Origin of the sequence: Marinifilum sp. D714 (assembly GCF_030851345.1) — a bacterium.
In the GTDB taxonomy this organism is placed as follows: domain Bacteria; phylum Bacteroidota; class Bacteroidia; order Bacteroidales; family Marinifilaceae; genus Marinifilum.
Genome location: NZ_JALPNU010000004.1, coordinates 223,181 through 240,785 on the forward strand (window position 1 = coordinate 223,181; position 17,605 = coordinate 240,785).

The window sequence follows — 17,605 nt, forward strand, 5'->3', positions numbered from 1 at the left end:
ATTTTATCAATTAATTTTAAATTTCTTACTAGTGTTTAAAACATCTTAAATTATGTAGACGACAAATATAAAATAAAAATCCATAAGTTCATTTTTAGACAGTAAAAATAAGCGGTATTTAACAAATTTTACCAATTAAAGAATAAATTCGATAGTCTCAATATTTTATTTATATTTGTGCGTTATCCAAAAATATGACAAAGGTTTATAATTAATCATAAGTTGTATTGATTCCTTAAGGTTATATGATTAGTATTTTAAATTATGAAAATGAGAACAAACCATGTACTTTTATTGCTGTTAATACTAAGTTTTCTTATTAGTTGTAACTCAAACAACTTTGAAGAGCATCAGATAGGGGATAATCTTATTGATGAAACCTCAGAAGTTGTTCTTATCGATACGCTTACAATAAAAAGCTCGACTGTAATCTTAGATTCTTTGATTACTTCAAGATTTAATAAAGCTATACTGGGTAGTTATAAAGATGAATTTCTGGGAGATGTAAAGACCGAGTATTATGGGGTGTTAGACTTTAATAATGGATTTTCTAAGCCAACCAAAGAGATTGGTAATGTGAGTGTTAAAGTGCCTATAGAATTTGATTCGTTGGTTTTTATGGCATATCCTAATAAAGAATACTTTGGAGACACATTACAGGTACAAAGATTATTAATCAACCGATTAACCGAGGAATTAGAATTGCCTGATAATGAAGATTCGTTTTATAGTCATTCCAAATTTGATTATGAGGAAACACCACTTTTAGATTCGGAGTTTTTTCTAAAACCAGTCAAACAATCTCAATTTGATGAAGTGATTGATTCTCATGGAAAGGTTAATGAAGGAACAAATGGTGTAATTGACTACTATGGAAAGTATTATGGAGAGGGAATCTATTTAAAAATGGATAGTGAAGAAGCAATTTCTTTAGGTGAAGAAATTGTGGAATTGGTAAATACAGAAAGCGATACTGTTATAGAGGCAAAGCAGTGGCATAGATTTATCAAAGGTGTTGTTATTCGTCCAGGAGATAATAATACTGTTATGTGGCAAGCTCCAATTGGCGAGAATAAGTTAAGATTAAGATTGTATTATCATGAAACTGATTATACAGAGGCTGGTAAACAAAAATATCATGACTTCCCTATTGTGCAAGCTGGACCAAATGAACGATTAAGTTTTGCAAATTATTCTTCTGATCGTTCAACTACACCGCAACAATTAGATCGTTTAATTGAACAAGAGAATGAATTGAATTCTGATCAAACGGATAACTTAACATTTATTCAAGGAGGTATAGGTTTGTATACCAAAATTAAAATTCCTTATATTGAAAATCTAAAAACTTTAGGATTAACAGGTGGGGTTTTAAGTGCAGAATTACAAATTTACCCTAAGGATGAGAGTTATGATGATGAACTGTTCCCTTTGCCTAAATCAAACTTGATTCTATATACTACAAAGGAAGATAATAAATTTAGGTCGGTTCTGCCTGGTCCAAACAATACGGCTTTAAGTTTTGCCTTTGTAAGAAATCCTGAAAATAAGGATGAATCTTATTATGCGACAGATTTGACTTCTTATGTGAATAATATTCTTGTAAATGGTCAAGAATATGAAGATGCTATTTTGATTGGATTTCAAAGAGAAGGTGTGGGGGACACCTATGATCGTCTAATTATAGAAGATGAACCAAATTCGGATTTTAGAATTAGACTGAAGGTTACTTACGTTATTCAGCGATAATTGAGAGAGTTAAGAAAAGTATTTACAAAATATATAGCTAGATTAATGAAAAGCTTAAAATCTGTTGGTAAAATCTGCTTTTTGACAGTAATAGGATTAATTTATATATCTTCTAATCTGTCGGCACAAAATAATACAAGTTCCCCATATTCCTATTATGGCTATGGAGAATTAATGACTCAAGATATTATTAACCCAACTGGTATGGCAAGTTTGTCATATAGTGATGGTAGTGTTCTAAATATAAATAATCCAGCTGCACTTTCTCAGTTGGATAGTTTGAAATTTATTTTTCAATTTGGAATGACCGCTAAATTTAGCAAGCTAAATCAAGGGAATAATGACGATACGTTTAATGATTTAAATTTTTCGAAATTGGCTTTTGGTTTTAGAGCAGCTCCTGGTTATGGTGTTGCGGTTTCATTAGCACCCTATACAAGTTTAGGGTACGATATAACTAGCAGAGAGCTTGTAGAGGGTGGGACTAATTATTTTACTCGATCTTTAAAAGGAACAGGAGGATTGAACCAATTAGTACTATCGAATGGTTTTAAGATTACAGATAACTTATCTTTAGGTGTAAATGGAATTTATATTTTTGGGAACAATACCAGAGATGAGTCAATTATTCCTCAGGGAGGTAGTAGTGCTAGTTACATGAATACTACAAAATTAATTTCAACAGGATTAAATTTTAATGTGGGTGCGCAATATCAATTTAACTTCGTTGATAATTCAATAGTATTAGGGGTGAAGTACCAACCCCAAGTTGGCGTTAGAGCGAAACGGAAGATAGAGGTATTGAATATAGGATCGATAAAATACAATGATACAGATCGAGGAAGTTATGATGTTCCTGAGATTTATGGTGCATCCTTAGGTTTGAAAAAAGGAAAGCAACTATGGATTGGAGCCGATTATTTACTAGAAAAATGGAGCGAAACTAAAAAATTCGAGAAGGAGAATCAATTGGTTGATCGTAATAAGTTTTCACTTGCAACTATATATAAAGCAAATGATGGTTATGCAACCAAGTTCTTTAAGAAGTTGACATATCGTTTCGGAGCATTTTATGACACCGGCTATATGAGAGTGAGAGATGAACGTATCACAACAAAAGGATTTAGTTTTGGAGTGGGTATGCCATTGTCAAGAGGAAAAGGAATGATTAATATGTCATTTGAATTTGGTCAAATGGGCTTAACTGCCAATAATCTGGTAAGAGAGGATTATGGAAAAATTAATATAGAACTAAACTTGTTCGAAAACTGGTTTATTAAGAGAAAATATCATTAATAACATATCAGATAAAAAATGAAACCCTTGGAAAAGCCAAGGGTTTTTTTTGTGTTAAAAATTTAAATAGAAAATTTGGACCTCAAACTCCAATTTGTAATCATTTCAAAATAATAATGATTAATTTTGTGCTGAAAACTAACAAAATACTATGCAACTCAAATGTTATTTAGCACTTGGGTTGAAGATATACAGCGAATAACATGAAAATGATCTACAAACCTCAAGAGTATCGGATTAAGGATGAAAGGATGAAACCTTTTATCGATGAATCTGAAATTTGGGAAATGCTTGAAGAAGCTGACGCATCGAAGGAAAATGTTCGTCGAATTATTAAAAAATCACTTGATAAGAATCGCCTTAGCTTACAGGAGACTGCGGCACTTTTGAAAACTGAAGATCCTGAATTGATTGAGGAAATTAAAGAAGGTGCTCGCACCTTAAAGGAGAGAGTATATGGTGATAGAATTGTAATTTTTGCTCCTTTGTACATCGGAAACAAGTGTACCAATAATTGTACTTATTGTGGGTTTAGGGCATCTAATAAAAAACAAAAAAGAACGACTCTTTCACATGAGCAGATTATTAGTGATGTAAAAGCTTTAGAAGATAATGGTCAGAAGCGTTTGATATTGGTGTATGGTGAACATCCAATGTATGATGCGGAATTTATTGCGGATTCCGTGAAAACGGTTTATACGGTGAAATCAGGTAATGGTGAAATTCGTCGTGTAAATATTAATGCTGCTCCTTTGGATATTGAAGGATATAAAAAGGTTAAAGAAGCTGGAATTGGTACTTACCAAATTTTCCAGGAAACCTACAATCGTGAAGCCTACGCGAAATATCACATCAGTGGAAAAAAATCGGATTTTGATTGGAGACTCACTGGTTTAGATCGTGCACAGGAAGCATTAATAGATGATGTTGGAATTGGCGCTTTATTTGGGCTATTCGATTGGAAATTTGATGTTATGGGCTTGGTTCGTCATGTAAATCATTTCGAGGCATGCTATAATGTCGGTCCACATACCATCTCATTTCCTAGAATTAAGGCAGCTTCAGATTCTACCATTGATCCAAAATACGAAGTTAGCGATGAAGAATTTATTCGTTTGGTTGCTATTCTAAGATTAGCAGTTCCATATACAGGATTAATTCTAACTGCTCGTGAAAATCAAGAGATTCGTGAAGAAGTAATTCGATTAGGAGTATCACAAATTGATGCAGGTACCAATATCCAGTTGGGAGGGTATAGTGAGGAATCTAGAGAAGAGCAGAAGTTAGATCATGAACAATTTGAAATTGGTGATACCAGAAGCCTTGGTCAGGTGATTGATGAACTTTTAGACAAACAATACTTACCTTCATTTTGTACTGCTTGTTATCGTAAAGGGAGAACAGGTGAACATTTTATGGAATTTTCTGTGCCTGGATTTATCAAGAGGTATTGCACGCAGAATGCAATCCTTACTCTTGCTGAATACCTTGAAGATTATGGTACTTCAGAAATGAAAGAAAAAGGATACAAGCTAATTGATTTAAAGAAGAAAGAGCTTAAAGATATTCAAAAGGTTGAAGAATTAGAAGAACGTCTTGAATTGGTTAAAAAAGGTAAACGCGACCTTTATTTCTAGTGATTTCATTGGATTTTGAGTTTATAAAATAGTGCATTTTTTGTAACTTATAAAGGCCCTATTCTCTAATTCAAAATTCAGTAGCGATGATTAAATCAACAATTCGGATTTTTGGGATTCTTATCCGTGATAAGGATAAAGAAAATGGCTGTGTTCAAGAAATTCTGGCTAGATATGGCAACTCTATAAAAACCAGGTTAGGTATTTATGAAGTTGAGCATGCAGAAAGTCACCCTTTCGGCCTGATGTTGATTCAGGTCATTGGTTCAGAGGAAGATATGGATCGGTTCGAAAAAGAAATTTATGCAATTGAAGGTGTTGAGATTCAGCACATGTTTTTTGAACCTTAATCGAAAAGAAAATGTCCGGTTTATCCGGACATTTTCTTATATGGCTTTTTCTAAATCTATGTAGAAGTTGGCTCCTTTTCCGAGTTCACTTTCGCACCAAACCTTTCCTTTCATTGCTTCCACATATTTCTTAACGATGGATAATCCTAGTCCTGTTGATTTTTCACCGCCGGTTGGCCTTGAGCTAAGTATTTGAAACTTTCCAAATAGCTTCCCTTGATCTTCTGCCGAGATTCCTGGTCCTTCGTCGCTGACCAACGATCGGATTTTATCGCCCTCTTCCCAAATTTTAATATGAATATTCTTGTTGTTTGGAGAAAATTTAATGGCATTGGAAACCAAATTTTCATAAACTTGAGTCATGTAATTTGGATCCACCATTGCATAGGTATCATTAACATCAAGCTTAAGATTTAACTGTTTTTGTTTTAAATGATCTTTGAAATGCAAATTCACCATTTCAATCAACTTCTTTAAGTTGGTTTTTTCCAGTTGGATATTGATAGAATTCGACTCGATTACACCTATATCCAGAATTTTGGAAATCATGTGATTCATCCTCTGTAGAGCTTTTAGCATGAATGAAATATTTTCAAGGTCCTCTGAATTGTTTTCAGAAATCATCTTGTTCTTTAAATATTCTGTAATTGATATTGTCGAGGTCAGTGGATTTTTTAAATCATGCGCAATGATCCCAATAAGATGATTCTTTTCATGATTCAATTCTGTCAATTCAGCATTCTTAATCTGTATTTCTTCTTTTTGCCTTCTAATATCTTTGTTGGCCTTTTGTAATATTTTACTTTGAGCTTCAATCTTTCGATACGATTGAGCGTTTTCTACTGCTATGCTTGCATAAACGGCTATATTTTGTAGCAAAGACAGATGATAGTTTTGATATGCATCTTTCTTGAAGCTTTGTACCGTGATTACCCCAATTGTTTTGTTTTTAACTTTAAGCGGAAGGTAAATAACTGATTTTGGAGTCCTGGATTTTTCAACAGGAATTATTTTGGTAACATATTTGTGATACTCTTTCTTTAGATCTTTAATGAATACATCTTTTTGCTCTTTGTAGCAGTATATTGCCAATCTGGTATCATCTTCCATTTCGAATTCCACAGAGTCCAGATTTGTTCCATCTTCCTTAATTCTGGGAAACACCAAACTATTACTTTCTTTTTGATAGATTCCAATTCCAAAAATGGCTGCATCCATTAATTCATTTACCGACTCATAAACCGTATCTATAATGCTTTCAACCGATAAGTTTGCTGTTATTACTTTACCAATATCGTTCAAATGGATTAGGTTTATATAGGATTTCTGAAGGTTTTGGGCTTGTTCACTAATTTCATCTTTCTGCTCAGCCAAAATTTTGTTTTGAGCTTCAATTTCGAATTTTTGCTTACTAACTTCTTTTGTTTTTTCAGTCACCAATTTCTCCAATTCAATTCTTTTTTGTTGAATATTTCGAATTCGCGCCATCATTATCAGGTAAACAATAAGTGCTAATAATAAAATTTCAAGACTAATTGCCCACCAAGTTTTATACCAAGGAGGTCTAATCTTAAAATGATATTCATATGGATTTGGTGTCCAAATGCCATCGCTGTTTGATGCTTTTATTTTGAATGTATATTCTCCAGGTGGAATTCTGGAGTAGATTGCTTCGCTCTTATCGCTTACTGGTGACCATTCTTGATCCAGTCCTTCCAATTTCCATTTGTATTTTACTTTCTCAGGTGCTTTATAGCTTAATGCTTCAAACTTAAAGGTAAGATGATGCATATCGTGAGTGAGATTAAGATCCTGTGGTAATGGGAACCAAGGATTGACACCGCACATGCATTTTGAGTATTCCTCATCTCTCCAGTTTACTTTTCTGAAAAATAGTTTAATATCGGTTAATTGAATAATTGGTGGATTTGGGTTGATAACATCCTTTGTTGGACTAAACATCATGGCACCATTAATTGTTCCAAACCATAAGTTGCCCTTTTTGTCGATGTAATTGCACGAACCATTGTTTTCCACTCCAACAAAACCATCAAATTTATTGTAATTTCGAATGGTTTCAACTTCACTATTTTTGTTATAATTGATCCGGTCAACACCATTTTGAGCTCCAACCCAAATGCTCCCATTTTCATCAGTTAGAATAGAATAGGCAATATCCGAACTTAATCCATCCTCTGTGGTTATATAGCTCCATTTATTTCCATCCCATTTGTTAATTCCTCCACTAAAGGTAGCTGCCCAAATGTGGCCATTTAAATCTTCGGTAATTTGCATCACCCATTTGTAATTCAACCCATTGGTTTCATCAAAATTGATTATGGTATCTCTATCAAACATACTCAATCCTTGGAAGTGAGAGAACCATGCTCGATTTTTTGAGTCGACATATACATTTGTAATCTGATTGGTTTTTAAGCCATGACTTTGGGTGGTAATTTGAGTTCTATTGCCAGTTTTGTCGTAATGTATCACTCCAAAACCTTGGGTAGTAAACCACATTTCACCATCTTTTTCGAGAATATCTATAATGCCTGTTCCTGCTCGTAACCCATAACGTTGCGATACGTCTTGAAAAGTTCTGCCATTATACTCAATTAATCCGTTAAAGCCTGCCATTAAAATATTTCCATTCGGCAGTTCGTAAAAATCACGAATATTTATAAGTCCTGGGTGATCGGCAGGAGTGTAGGCTTTTCGTTCGTTTCGTTTGTATTGTACAATTCCTTTGCCCGATATACTAAACCAGTAATTGTTTTTGGAATCCTGCATAATCGCACGCACAATATTGCCACCAACATCATTGGTGAAATCAAGAGATAGGAATTTATTATTACCATATTTTATCAATCCATTTCCACTAGTTGTCATCCAAATGTTACCTTCTTTGTCTTCAACTATGTTGTTGATAAAGGGATTAATTAGACCTCGGCTAGCATCTATTATTTTGCTATGTTTTTCATCGATAAGCAAAACACCGGTTCCAAAAACACTAATCCATAAACGATTATTGGAATCGAGGGTAACTGAACCGATATTTTGGATCGGGGTGTTAGTTGGCAAATCAATTTTTATTGGTTTGTCATCCACCATTTTATAGAATACAAATCCTTGGTTCGGAATGAAATTTGAAAACCACAACTGATTATTTCCATCGACTAAAGCAGGTGCAACAATTTGGCCTTCAAATTCAGGTAGATCGTTAAGTGACGATTTGGAGAGAGCTTCATCCTTAAATTCAAATAAGCCATCTATAGTAATGATGTAAATTGTTCCATCATTGTCCATAAGTATGTTTCTCACCTGATTTCTGTTTATTACATCTTCGTGCTCTTTAATGAAATCTTTAAATTGACCCTTTTCACGGTAAATGATTTGTCGATTATTCTGATCATTTCCTAAGGCCCATATTCGCCCTTTTTTGTCTTCAAAAATATTAAAATAAACAGCATTGGGTACATTATTCTCTATCCCAAAATTTTTAAACGATACTCCGTTAAAACTACTGATGCCAATGCTTGTTCCAATCCATAAGTTCTCCTTGGAATCCTGGTGCAGGGCTCTAATGTTATTATCGGCCAGACCATGTCTGCGATCGTAAGAGATGAACTCTTTGCCATTAAAGCGAGAAATACCACCGCCATTGGTGCCGAGCCATAAATTTCCTTTCTTGTCCTGAATTAAACTAAAAACTTCCGATTGAGGTAATCCTTCCTCAAGGGAATAGTTTTGGAAGCTATACTGTTGCGCTTTGGAATGATGATTGGGGAGTAAAATCAAACAAAGAACCATACAAAACACCACAAAATATCTCATAATACTCCTTTAAATGTAAATTGTTTGCTAATGCCATTTAAGGTACAATTTTTTTGAAGGAATTGAAAGTGTTTATACCATGCTACAGCTTGGTTTTTTGTTATTTATCTGTTAAGGTTTTTATTCAGATTTGGCTAATATTTTGCCAAATGAATTAGTAAGTAATGATTTCACTCATTGCCGCATGAAAATGGTCCTGGTAATTTTTTAGATACATTGCTTGAGTGGTAATGCCAATTTTGAAGACAAAATCATACATTAATCGATAGGCAATGTACAATTGGAAATTTTTAGAGGTATTAATCGAGTGGAAAGAGGCCTTTTGAATTTAAAAATCCACATTTCTCAAATGGAAACGTGGATTTGGAATTCAAAATCGTATTTTTTATTAACGGCAACGTAGTTTTGATATTAAAAAGTAGCTTTACCTCATTGGAAATGCAGTTTTTAAGTTCAAAATCCACTTTTTTCAAGCGGCAATGATCCTAGAAATTTCATAGGCCTTTTTCCACTCGATTAATGCAGCTTTTTAAATTCAAAATTAGCATTGCCAATCGTACAATGTGCCAGGAAAATTTCTAAGGGAGTATTGAGCGACAATCAATGTGTATAGAATTTCTAGAATTGGAATTCTCATTAGCTAAACATTCTTCCTTCTGTTTGTATAGTGTCTTGAATCTCCCCATTCGCCATAACCAATCTCTCCATCGGCCATATTAATTCTGGCTTCCATGCAGTTTGTACAATCATCGGCACCTTCGTCAATACAAGGTTTGTTCTGATAAAGCAAATAGTTGGCTCTTTCGTTGGTTGGGGTAATATTTGGCATGATGATGTTAGCACCAATTCTTAGGGCCTTTTCTCTCCCTAATGGATCAATAGCCTGCAGAGCTGTTGCTGATGCAATGTTAATGTCCTTCATTAAAATGCGCAACACGGCAATCATCTTAAGGGTTAATCTGAATCTATCATTCAAACTCATTAACTGATCGCGATATTCGTACAATGGCGTTTCATCATGCTCAATGAATGGTCCCATTCCTACCATATCAATGTCAAACTCTTTCATGAATAACAAGTCGTTGGCCAAATCTTCATAAGTCTGAAATGGAATACCAATCATTACACCTGTCCCAGTCTGATAGCCGATGTCTTGTAAATCTTTCAGACATCTTAATCTTGTTTCATGAGCATGATTGTCATTCTTAGGATGAATTTTCTCATACAATTCACGATTGCTCGATTCAATTCTTAGTAAGTATCGGTGAGCACCTGCATCATACCAGCGTTGGTAAGTTTCTTTTATTTGTTCACCCAAGGAAATGGTAATGCCCAGCTCATTGTTGCTAAGTTTTTTAATTTGTTTTAGCAGGTTTTCTATTCGGTCTACAAATTCCTTGTCCGATCTTTCACCAGACTGCAGAACTACCGATCCGTAATTGTTATCGTAAGCAAATTTTGCAGCCTTTAGTATCTCTTCGTCGGCAATATCATATCGATCAACATTTTTGTTACCTGCTCTAATTCCACAGTACAAACAATCCTTTTTACAAATGTTCGAGAATTCAACCAATCCTCTGAAATGAACATTTTTTCCAATGTAATCAAGCTTAATTTCAGAAGATTTGGCAAATAATGCCTTCTCATCTTCTCCGGTAGATTTTAATAATTGGATTATATTTTCTTTTGTTAATGAGTCTTGCTCCAGGATCTGTTGAATACTTTTTGACATCTGATTTTGTATCTGTTGTTTCTCCGACAAAAATAATTATAAAATTCTAGCTTTTTGTACCATTGGATGCAATTTGGAATAAAACACTCTTAAATCTTAATATTGCATTTTCCGAAAACGTTTGAGTTGAAATGAGATAGCTATGCTTCTAAATAACAATATTGATAAGCGAAAATCTAAATTTTACTTACGGATTGTTTGATAAATCAGCCTAATAGGAGCAGATTATTACTATATTTGTCGGAAAATAGAAAAACTATTAACAACAAAACATGATAAACGAACAGTTACTTAACCCCCAAAGTATAGTTGTAGTTGGCGGTTCCGATGATGTGCAAAAACCAGGTGGAAAGGTTTTAAAAAACCTTATCGATGGAGATTTTAAAGGCGACTTGTATGTAGCTAATCCAAAATTGGATGAAGTACAAGGTGTTAAATCATTTAAAGACCCTAAGGATCTGCCTAATGTAGACCTTGCAATTTTGGCTATTGCAGCTAAATTTTGTCCTTCAACCATTAAATTTTTGGCAGAAGAGAGAAATACTCGTGCTTTTATTATTCTATCGGCTGGATTTAGCGAAGAGAATGAAGAAGGAGCTAAGCTAGAACAAGAGATTGTTGATACAGTGAATTCTGTTGGTGGTTCATTAATTGGCCCTAACTGTGTTGGTGTATTAAACTCAAACTACAATGGTGTTTTCACTACTCCAATTCCTTCTCTTGATCCTAAAGGTTGTGATTTCATTTCAGGATCTGGTGCTACTGCAGTATTTATAATGGAGTCTGGTGTTCCTAAGGGATTGTCATTCTCTAGCGTTTACTCTGTAGGTAACTCGGCACAAATGGGTGTTGAAGAAATATTAAAATACATGGATGAAAGCTTCGATCCGGAAACAAGTTCGAAGGTAAAGCTTTTATACATTGAAAATATTGATAAGCCTGAAATGTTATTGAAGCACGCTTCATCTTTAATTCGCAAAGGATGTAAGATTGCTGCTATCAAATCAGGTAGTTCAGAAGCTGGTAGCCGTGCTGCTTCATCGCACACTGGTGCTTTGGCTAGCTCTGATGTTGCTGTTGATGCATTGTTCAAGAAGGCTGGTATCGTTCGTTGTAGCGGTCGTGAAGAATTGGCAACTGTTGCATCAATTTTCATGCATCCTGAATTGCAAGGCAAGAATGTTGCTGTAATTACTCACGCTGGTGGTCCTGCAGTAATGTTGACAGATTCTCTTTCAAACAATGGCTTGGATGTTCCTCATATCGAAGGTCCTAAAGCTGATGCTTTATTAGAGAAATTGTATCCAGGTTCTTCTGTTGCAAATCCAATTGACTTCCTGGCAACAGGTACTGCTCAGCAACTGGGTGATATCATTGATGCATGCGAAAATGATTTCGATAACATCGATGCAATGGCGGTAATTTTCGGTAGTCCGGGATTATTCCCAGTATACGATGTTTACGATCTTCTGCACGAGAAAATGAAAGAGTGCAAGAAGCCAATTTATCCAATTCTTCCATCGGTAATTAATGTGAAGGACGAGATAGGACACTTCTTGGCTAAGGGTAGAATCAACTTCCCTGATGAGGTAGTATTTGGTAACGCATTGGCGAAAGTATACAATACAACGAAGCCACAACCAGAAGAAATTGCTTTGCCAGATGTTGATGTAGCTGGAATTCGCAAGATTGTTGACGAGGCTGATAACGGATATTTAAGCCCTGAGCAAATTCACAACTTGTTAGACGCTGCAGGAATTGCACGTGCACAAGAAGGTGTTGCTGATACTGAAGAAGAGATTGTAGCTTTGGCGAAGAAAATAGGATTTCCATTGGTAATGAAAGTTGTTGGGCCAGTTCACAAATCAGATGTGGGTGGTGTAACCTTGAATGTAAAAGATGAGGAAACTGTTCGTTCTGAGTTCAAGAGAATGATGCAGATTAAAGACACTTACGCTGTGATGTTGGCTCAGATGCTTAGCGGAACTGAGGTATTTATTGGTGCGAAGCGTGAAGAGAAATTCGGTCACATGGTATTGTGTGGATTAGGAGGTATCTTTATCGAGGTATTAAAAGATGTAAAAGCATCTCTTGCTCCAATTTCAACTGAGGAAGCTCATGAAATGATTCAAGGATTAAATTCCTACGGAATCATTAAAGGTGTAAGAGGTCAGGAACCAGTAAACGAAGATCGTTTTGCTGAAGCAGTAAGTCGTGTAGCTGCTTTAATGAAGGTTGCTCCTGAAATCTTCGAAATGGACTTGAATCCACTATTGGGTAACAAAGATGTGGTTACGGCTGTTGATGCTCGTATCAGAATAGAAAAAGAATAAAAACGATTTGTGATGAGAAAGTGGAAAGATCTGAATAAGAATGAGAAAATGTTGATCAGTTTTGTAATTATCCTATTAATAGGGATAGCGATAAAATGGAAAGAAGTGAAAACAGGATTCTTTCAAGGTCTGGATAACTATACAGAGCAATCAGAAAAATAAATACAATAGCATGGGAGAATTCTCATGCTATTTGTGTTCAATATACAAATAACATCTAAATATAAAATAATGAAAAAGCAGGATATTATCTTTTGGCTTGGATTCGTATTATTGTTCTTGCCATTTTTTGTATCTCAAACTGTTTTCGATTTTTATATCGATTTTAATAAGGAGCATGGTATGATCACCAGTTTCATCAAGTTTGCAATTTTAGCAACCATTGGTGAAGTAATTGGCTTGCGTATTCGAACAGGTAATTACTATCAAAGGGGATTTGGTGTAATTCCAAGAGCAATTGTGTGGGGATTCTTAGGTTTAACCATTAAGTTGGCCTTTGTAATTTTTGCAACTGGTACGCCAATCTTCTTATCATACCTTGGAGTTGAAGGTGCTATAGAGGCAATGAAACAGCCATTTACTGTAACAAAACTATTGGTGGCTTTCTGCATAAGCGCTTTTATGAACCTGATTTATGCACCAGTAATGATGACCTTGCATAAGATTACGGATACTCATATTGTTGATAATGGAGGTACTGTTGTAGGATTACTACGTCCAATCAAGTTCTCAAATATTTTTGTGAATTTAAACTGGGATGTACAATGGAACTTTGTATTTAAAAAGACAATTCCTTTTTTCTGGATTCCAGCCCATACGATTACCTTTTTGTTGCCACCAGATTTCCAGGTATTATTCGCAGCGGTTTTGGGTATTGTATTAGGTGTATTGCTTGCCATTGCGAGTTTGAAAAGTGCCAAATAGTTTTAACTTTGTAGAAGAAACAAGAAACACACTAATATAAAATATTGTCCTATGAGTAAGATTGGATTGTTTTACGGACCTGAAGGCGGAAATGTAGATAAGGTCGCTAAAATTGTAGCTGAGAAGATAACTACTAAAAAGGTTGAAGTTCATTTGGTTAAAGAAACCGACGCTGAGAAATTGACGGAGTATTCAAATATCATCATGGGAATTTCAACTCTTGGAAAGCATACTTGGTCGTCTGATAATTCGGGAAATGATTGGGATGATTTTTTACCAAAATTGAATGGTTTAGATCTAAAAGGTAAAAAAATAGCTCTTTTTGGTTTAGGAGATCATATTGCTTACGCAGATTTCTTTGTTGATTCAATGGGAGATTTGGCTGAGGCAATTAAACCTACAGGAGCCGAAATGATTGGTCAGGTTAGTGACGAAGGCTATGAGTTTAACGAATCGAGAGCATTTGTTGATGGCAAATTTGTTGGCCTGCCATTGGATGAAGACTTTGAATCAGACCTTACCGAAGAAAGGGTAGAGAAATGGTTAGAAGTTATTCTTCCTGAATTTGAATAATATTCTATAGAGTATAAAAATATAAGAGGCTGACGGTATTCCGATCAGCCTCTTTTAATTTATAAGGTAATAAACCCTTAATGTGACGAATTGAAACATTTAAAACGATTACTTTGTTTAGATTGCAATCAAATAAGGGTTTGATGTTTTAATTTGTTATTAAAATTCGTAAAATTGCATAAAATTAGTAAGGTGAGTAATAGTGATGCTTAAGTATTGAAAGATTTTAAGATGGAAAAGCTAAAATCTCGCCAACTATTAACCTTTACCACAAAAAATACGGAGAAATGAAAAATACCCCCATAAATAAAGAAGTTGTTGATAAGCAATTAGCGTATTGTGGAATCAATAACATGGCTGATGCAACAATTCGTGATATTGTTCGTGTTGTAAATTTAATTCAGGAGGAAAGTGGAGAGAAATTCATTAGAATGGAGATGGGAGTTCCTGGACTAAAACCTGCAAAAGTGGGGATTGAAGCAGAGAAAAAAGCCTTAGAGGAAGGAGCCGCTTCGGCATATCCGATGTTGGAAGGTGTTAAAGCTTTAAAGGAAGAAGGTTCTCGTTTCGTTAAGAATTTCATGAATATCGATATCAAAGCTGATGGTATTGTTCCAACTGTTGGTTCAATGCAAGGTGGATATGCGGCTTTCATGGCAATTGGAAATTGTGATCCTAAAAAAGATACCATATTGTTTATCGATCCAGGTTTTCCAGTACAGAAAACGCAGTTGGAGGTAATGGGACAGAAATATGAATCATTCGATGTGTACAATTATAGGGGAGAGAAGCTAAGAGAAAAATTAGAAGAATTCCTTTCGAAAGGCAATATCGCTGGAATGATTTATTCAAACCCTAACAATCCGGCTTGGATTTGCTTTAATGAAGAAGAACTTAAAATTATTGGTGAACTAGCCAATAAATACGATACGATCGTGATGGAAGACTTGGCGTATTTTGCTATGGATTTCCGTTCGGATTTAGGTAAGCCAGGTGTTGCACCTTACCAACCAAGTGTTGCAAATTATACAGATAACTATGTGTTGATGATTTCGAGCTCAAAAGCTTTTAGTTATGCTGGTCAACGTATTGGTTTGCTTTGTATTTCAGATAAACTGTATAGTCGCAAGTTCGAACAGCTTGAGAAAAGATTTGGTGGAACAGGTGAATTAGGATATACAATCATCTATAGAATTATTTATACTTTATCATCGGGCACTTCTCACTCGGCACAATATGCTTTGTGTGCGATGTTGAAAGCTGCAAATGATGGGAGTTTTGATTTTATAAATGATGTGAAAGAGTATGGTGAAAGAGCTCAAATCATGAAAAAGATGTTTCTTGAAAATGGTTTCGAGCTGGTTTATGATACTGATGTGAATGTACCGCTTGCTGACGGATTCTATTTTACGGTTTCATATCCTGGAATGACAGGGGCTGAACTAAATAAAGAGTTATTGTATTATGGAATTTCAGCAATTTGTTTGAACGAAACTGGTAGCTTGAAAGAAGGACTAAGAGCATGTGTTTCTCAAATTTCTCGTGATCAATTCAAGGATCTTGAATTCAGATTAAAAGAATTTGAAAAACATCATCAATTAGAGAGTAAGTTGAGCTAAAAAAAGACATAATGTTTTAATCCTTAGTGGATTATATTATTTAGACTGATTGTAAATTCTGGTGTTTAGGTGTAAGGAATTGAAATTCAGTTGATTTGATGAGATGATAAATTGAAAGCTGAATCGTTAATACTGCTTTTAATTTGTTACCTTTAGAGTGTAAAAACATTTAATTTTTAATTATAAATGCTATGGCAAAATTTAAAGGTGCTATTGTAGTTGATACCGAAAAATGTAAAGGATGTGGACTTTGTGTAGTGTCTTGTCCTACAGCGGTTATCGAACTGGCAAGAGGAGTAAATGGTAAAGGTTATCATTATGCTCATATGGCCAATCCAGATGCTTGTATTGGTTGTTCAAGCTGTGGCTTGGTTTGTCCTGATACTGTAATTACAGTTTACAGAGCCAAGGCTAGCTAGTACAATAAGTACTTATTACTAAAATCTGAAAAATTTATAAAAAATATTCGTAATGGGAGACGTTCGTTTAATGAAAGGAAATGAGGTAATTGCAGAAGCGGCGATTCGCTGTGGTTGCGATGGATATTTCGGATATCCAATTACTCCTCAATCCGAAATTATGGAGACCCTAATGATCCGCAAACCAGAAGATGAAACTGGTATGGTGGTTCTACAAGCTGAGAGTGAGGTTGCTGCTATTAATATGGTTTATGGTGGTGCTTCTTGCGGTAAGAAAGTAATGACTTCTTCATCTAGTCCGGGGATTAGCTTGAAAGCAGAAGGTATTACTTATTTGGCAGGTGCTGAACTTCCTGCATTGATTGTAAATATTGTACGAGGAGGCCCAGGTTTGGGAACTATTCAGCCTGCTCAGTCGGATTATTTCCAGGCAGTAAAAGGTGGTGGTCATGGTGATTATAAATTGATCGTTTTAGCACCAGCATCGGTTCAGGAAATGAACGATTTTGTTGACCTAGGGTTTGAGCTTTCATTTAAATACTTAAATCCAGCAATGATTCTATCTGATGGTGTTATCGGTCAGATGATGGAAAAAGTAGAATTGTCTGATTACAAGCCACGTTGGACTGATGAGGAAATCGAAAAGATTTCAGGATCATGGGCAACTAACGGTAAAAAAGCTGGTGGCGAACGTAATATTTCAACTTCTTTGGATTTGGATTCTGCAAAGCAAGAAGTATTTAATCACAAACTTCAAGCTAAATACAGAGCAATGGAAGAGAACGATGTTCGTTTCGAAAAAATTGCTTGTGACGATGCAGATTACTTATTCGTAGCTTATGGTTCAAGTGCAAGAATTTGCCAGAAATCAGTTGAGCTAGCAAGAGAAAAAGGTATTAAAGTTGGTTTGTTACGTCCAATAACTCTATTCCCTTATCCAACAAAACAAATTCAAGAAATGTTGGGACAGGTTAAGGGTATCCTATCTGTAGAAATGAGTGCTGGTCAAATGGTAGAAGATGTTAGACTAGCAGTTGAAGGTAAAGTTCCAGTAGAACACTTCGGACGCTATGGTGGAATTATTCCAACACCAGAAGAGGTTGTGGAAGCATTGGAAGAAAAAATTTTAGGAAAATAAG

General features: G+C 35.1%; 13 protein-coding genes. 11 read left to right on the plus strand and 2 right to left on the minus strand.

Going from position 1 to position 17,605, the window contains the following annotated elements; translation table 11 throughout:
• Positions 1 to 270: 270 nt before the first annotated feature.
• From M0051_RS06190 to M0051_RS06205, 4 genes are all read left to right on the plus strand, one after another.
• Positions 271 to 1,749, plus strand: coding sequence for a DUF4270 family protein (locus tag M0051_RS06190; protein ID WP_306740665.1), 1,479 nt, complete (start codon positions 271 to 273; stop codon positions 1,747 to 1,749).
• A 45-nt stretch (positions 1,750 to 1,794) separates the two neighbouring features.
• Positions 1,795 to 3,045, plus strand: a complete 1,251-nt coding sequence (locus M0051_RS06195) for a hypothetical protein (RefSeq protein ID WP_306740666.1) — start codon at positions 1,795 to 1,797, stop codon at positions 3,043 to 3,045.
• Between the two features lie 203 nt (positions 3,046 to 3,248).
• Entirely contained in the window at positions 3,249 to 4,682 is a 1,434-nt protein-coding gene (hydG, locus tag M0051_RS06200; RefSeq protein WP_306740667.1) for a [FeFe] hydrogenase H-cluster radical SAM maturase HydG, read from the plus strand.
• 86 nt (positions 4,683 to 4,768) lie between these two features.
• Positions 4,769 to 5,032: a hypothetical protein gene (locus M0051_RS06205; protein ID WP_306740668.1), complete on the plus strand. Its 264-nt coding sequence runs from the start codon at positions 4,769 to 4,771 to the stop codon at positions 5,030 to 5,032.
• 36 nt (positions 5,033 to 5,068) lie between these two features.
• Here the strand turns inward: M0051_RS06205 and M0051_RS06210 are convergent, their stop codons facing one another.
• Together M0051_RS06210 and hydE are read right to left on the minus strand one after the other, a co-directional pair.
• Positions 5,069 to 8,866, minus strand: coding sequence for a two-component regulator propeller domain-containing protein (locus M0051_RS06210; protein WP_306740669.1), 3,798 nt, complete (start codon positions 8,864 to 8,866; stop codon positions 5,069 to 5,071).
• Positions 8,867 to 9,506: 640 nt separating this feature from the next.
• The gene (hydE, locus tag M0051_RS06215) at positions 9,507 to 10,598 is read right to left on the minus strand and encodes a [FeFe] hydrogenase H-cluster radical SAM maturase HydE (protein WP_306740670.1); all 1,092 of its coding nucleotides are present in this window, start codon (positions 10,596 to 10,598) and stop codon (positions 9,507 to 9,509) included.
• 272 nt (positions 10,599 to 10,870) lie between these two features.
• Between hydE and M0051_RS06220 the strand changes: the two genes are divergently transcribed.
• From M0051_RS06220 to M0051_RS06250, 7 genes are all read left to right on the plus strand, one after another.
• Positions 10,871 to 12,931: an acetate--CoA ligase family protein gene (locus tag M0051_RS06220; RefSeq protein ID WP_306740671.1), complete on the plus strand. Its 2,061-nt coding sequence runs from the start codon at positions 10,871 to 10,873 to the stop codon at positions 12,929 to 12,931.
• Between the two features lie 12 nt (positions 12,932 to 12,943).
• On the plus strand, positions 12,944 to 13,093 hold the full coding sequence (locus M0051_RS06225) for a hypothetical protein (protein ID WP_170150710.1): 150 nt from the start codon (positions 12,944 to 12,946) through the stop codon (positions 13,091 to 13,093).
• A 69-nt stretch (positions 13,094 to 13,162) separates the two neighbouring features.
• A complete protein-coding gene (locus M0051_RS06230) occupies positions 13,163 to 13,855 on the plus strand; it encodes a hypothetical protein (RefSeq protein ID WP_306740672.1) in 693 nt (230 codons plus the stop codon).
• Between the two features lie 51 nt (positions 13,856 to 13,906).
• Positions 13,907 to 14,428 (plus strand): flavodoxin, encoded by a 522-nt coding sequence (locus tag M0051_RS06235; protein WP_306740673.1) that lies wholly within the window; start codon positions 13,907 to 13,909, stop codon positions 14,426 to 14,428.
• A 287-nt stretch (positions 14,429 to 14,715) separates the two neighbouring features.
• A complete protein-coding gene (locus M0051_RS06240; RefSeq protein WP_306740674.1) occupies positions 14,716 to 16,047 on the plus strand; it encodes a pyridoxal phosphate-dependent aminotransferase in 1,332 nt (443 codons plus the stop codon).
• Between the two features lie 191 nt (positions 16,048 to 16,238).
• Positions 16,239 to 16,466, plus strand: coding sequence for a ferredoxin family protein (locus tag M0051_RS06245; protein WP_054716272.1), 228 nt, complete (start codon positions 16,239 to 16,241; stop codon positions 16,464 to 16,466).
• 52 nt (positions 16,467 to 16,518) lie between these two features.
• Positions 16,519 to 17,604 (plus strand): 3-methyl-2-oxobutanoate dehydrogenase subunit VorB, encoded by a 1,086-nt coding sequence (locus M0051_RS06250; RefSeq protein WP_110360340.1) that lies wholly within the window; start codon positions 16,519 to 16,521, stop codon positions 17,602 to 17,604.
• Position 17,605 lies beyond the last annotated feature (1 nt).

Coding starts and splice junctions, on each gene's coding strand:
- M0051_RS06225 (WP_170150710.1), top strand. CDS start 12,944: ATGAGAAAGTGGAAAGATCTGAATAAGAATGAGAAAATGTTGATCAGT.
- M0051_RS06195 (WP_306740666.1), top strand. CDS start 1,795: ATGAAAAGCTTAAAATCTGTTGGTAAAATCTGCTTTTTGACAGTAATA.
- M0051_RS06235 (WP_306740673.1), top strand. CDS start 13,907: ATGAGTAAGATTGGATTGTTTTACGGACCTGAAGGCGGAAATGTAGAT.
- hydE (WP_306740670.1), bottom strand. CDS start 10,598: ATGTCAAAAAGTATTCAACAGATCCTGGAGCAAGACTCATTAACAAAA.
- M0051_RS06190 (WP_306740665.1), top strand. CDS start 271: ATGAGAACAAACCATGTACTTTTATTGCTGTTAATACTAAGTTTTCTT.
- hydG (WP_306740667.1), top strand. CDS start 3,249: ATGAAAATGATCTACAAACCTCAAGAGTATCGGATTAAGGATGAAAGG.
- M0051_RS06230 (WP_306740672.1), top strand. CDS start 13,163: ATGAAAAAGCAGGATATTATCTTTTGGCTTGGATTCGTATTATTGTTC.
- M0051_RS06205 (WP_306740668.1), top strand. CDS start 4,769: ATGATTAAATCAACAATTCGGATTTTTGGGATTCTTATCCGTGATAAG.
- M0051_RS06210 (WP_306740669.1), bottom strand. CDS start 8,866: ATGAGATATTTTGTGGTGTTTTGTATGGTTCTTTGTTTGATTTTACTC.
- M0051_RS06240 (WP_306740674.1), top strand. CDS start 14,716: ATGAAAAATACCCCCATAAATAAAGAAGTTGTTGATAAGCAATTAGCG.
- M0051_RS06250 (WP_110360340.1), top strand. CDS start 16,519: ATGGGAGACGTTCGTTTAATGAAAGGAAATGAGGTAATTGCAGAAGCG.
- M0051_RS06220 (WP_306740671.1), top strand. CDS start 10,871: ATGATAAACGAACAGTTACTTAACCCCCAAAGTATAGTTGTAGTTGGC.
- M0051_RS06245 (WP_054716272.1), top strand. CDS start 16,239: ATGGCAAAATTTAAAGGTGCTATTGTAGTTGATACCGAAAAATGTAAA.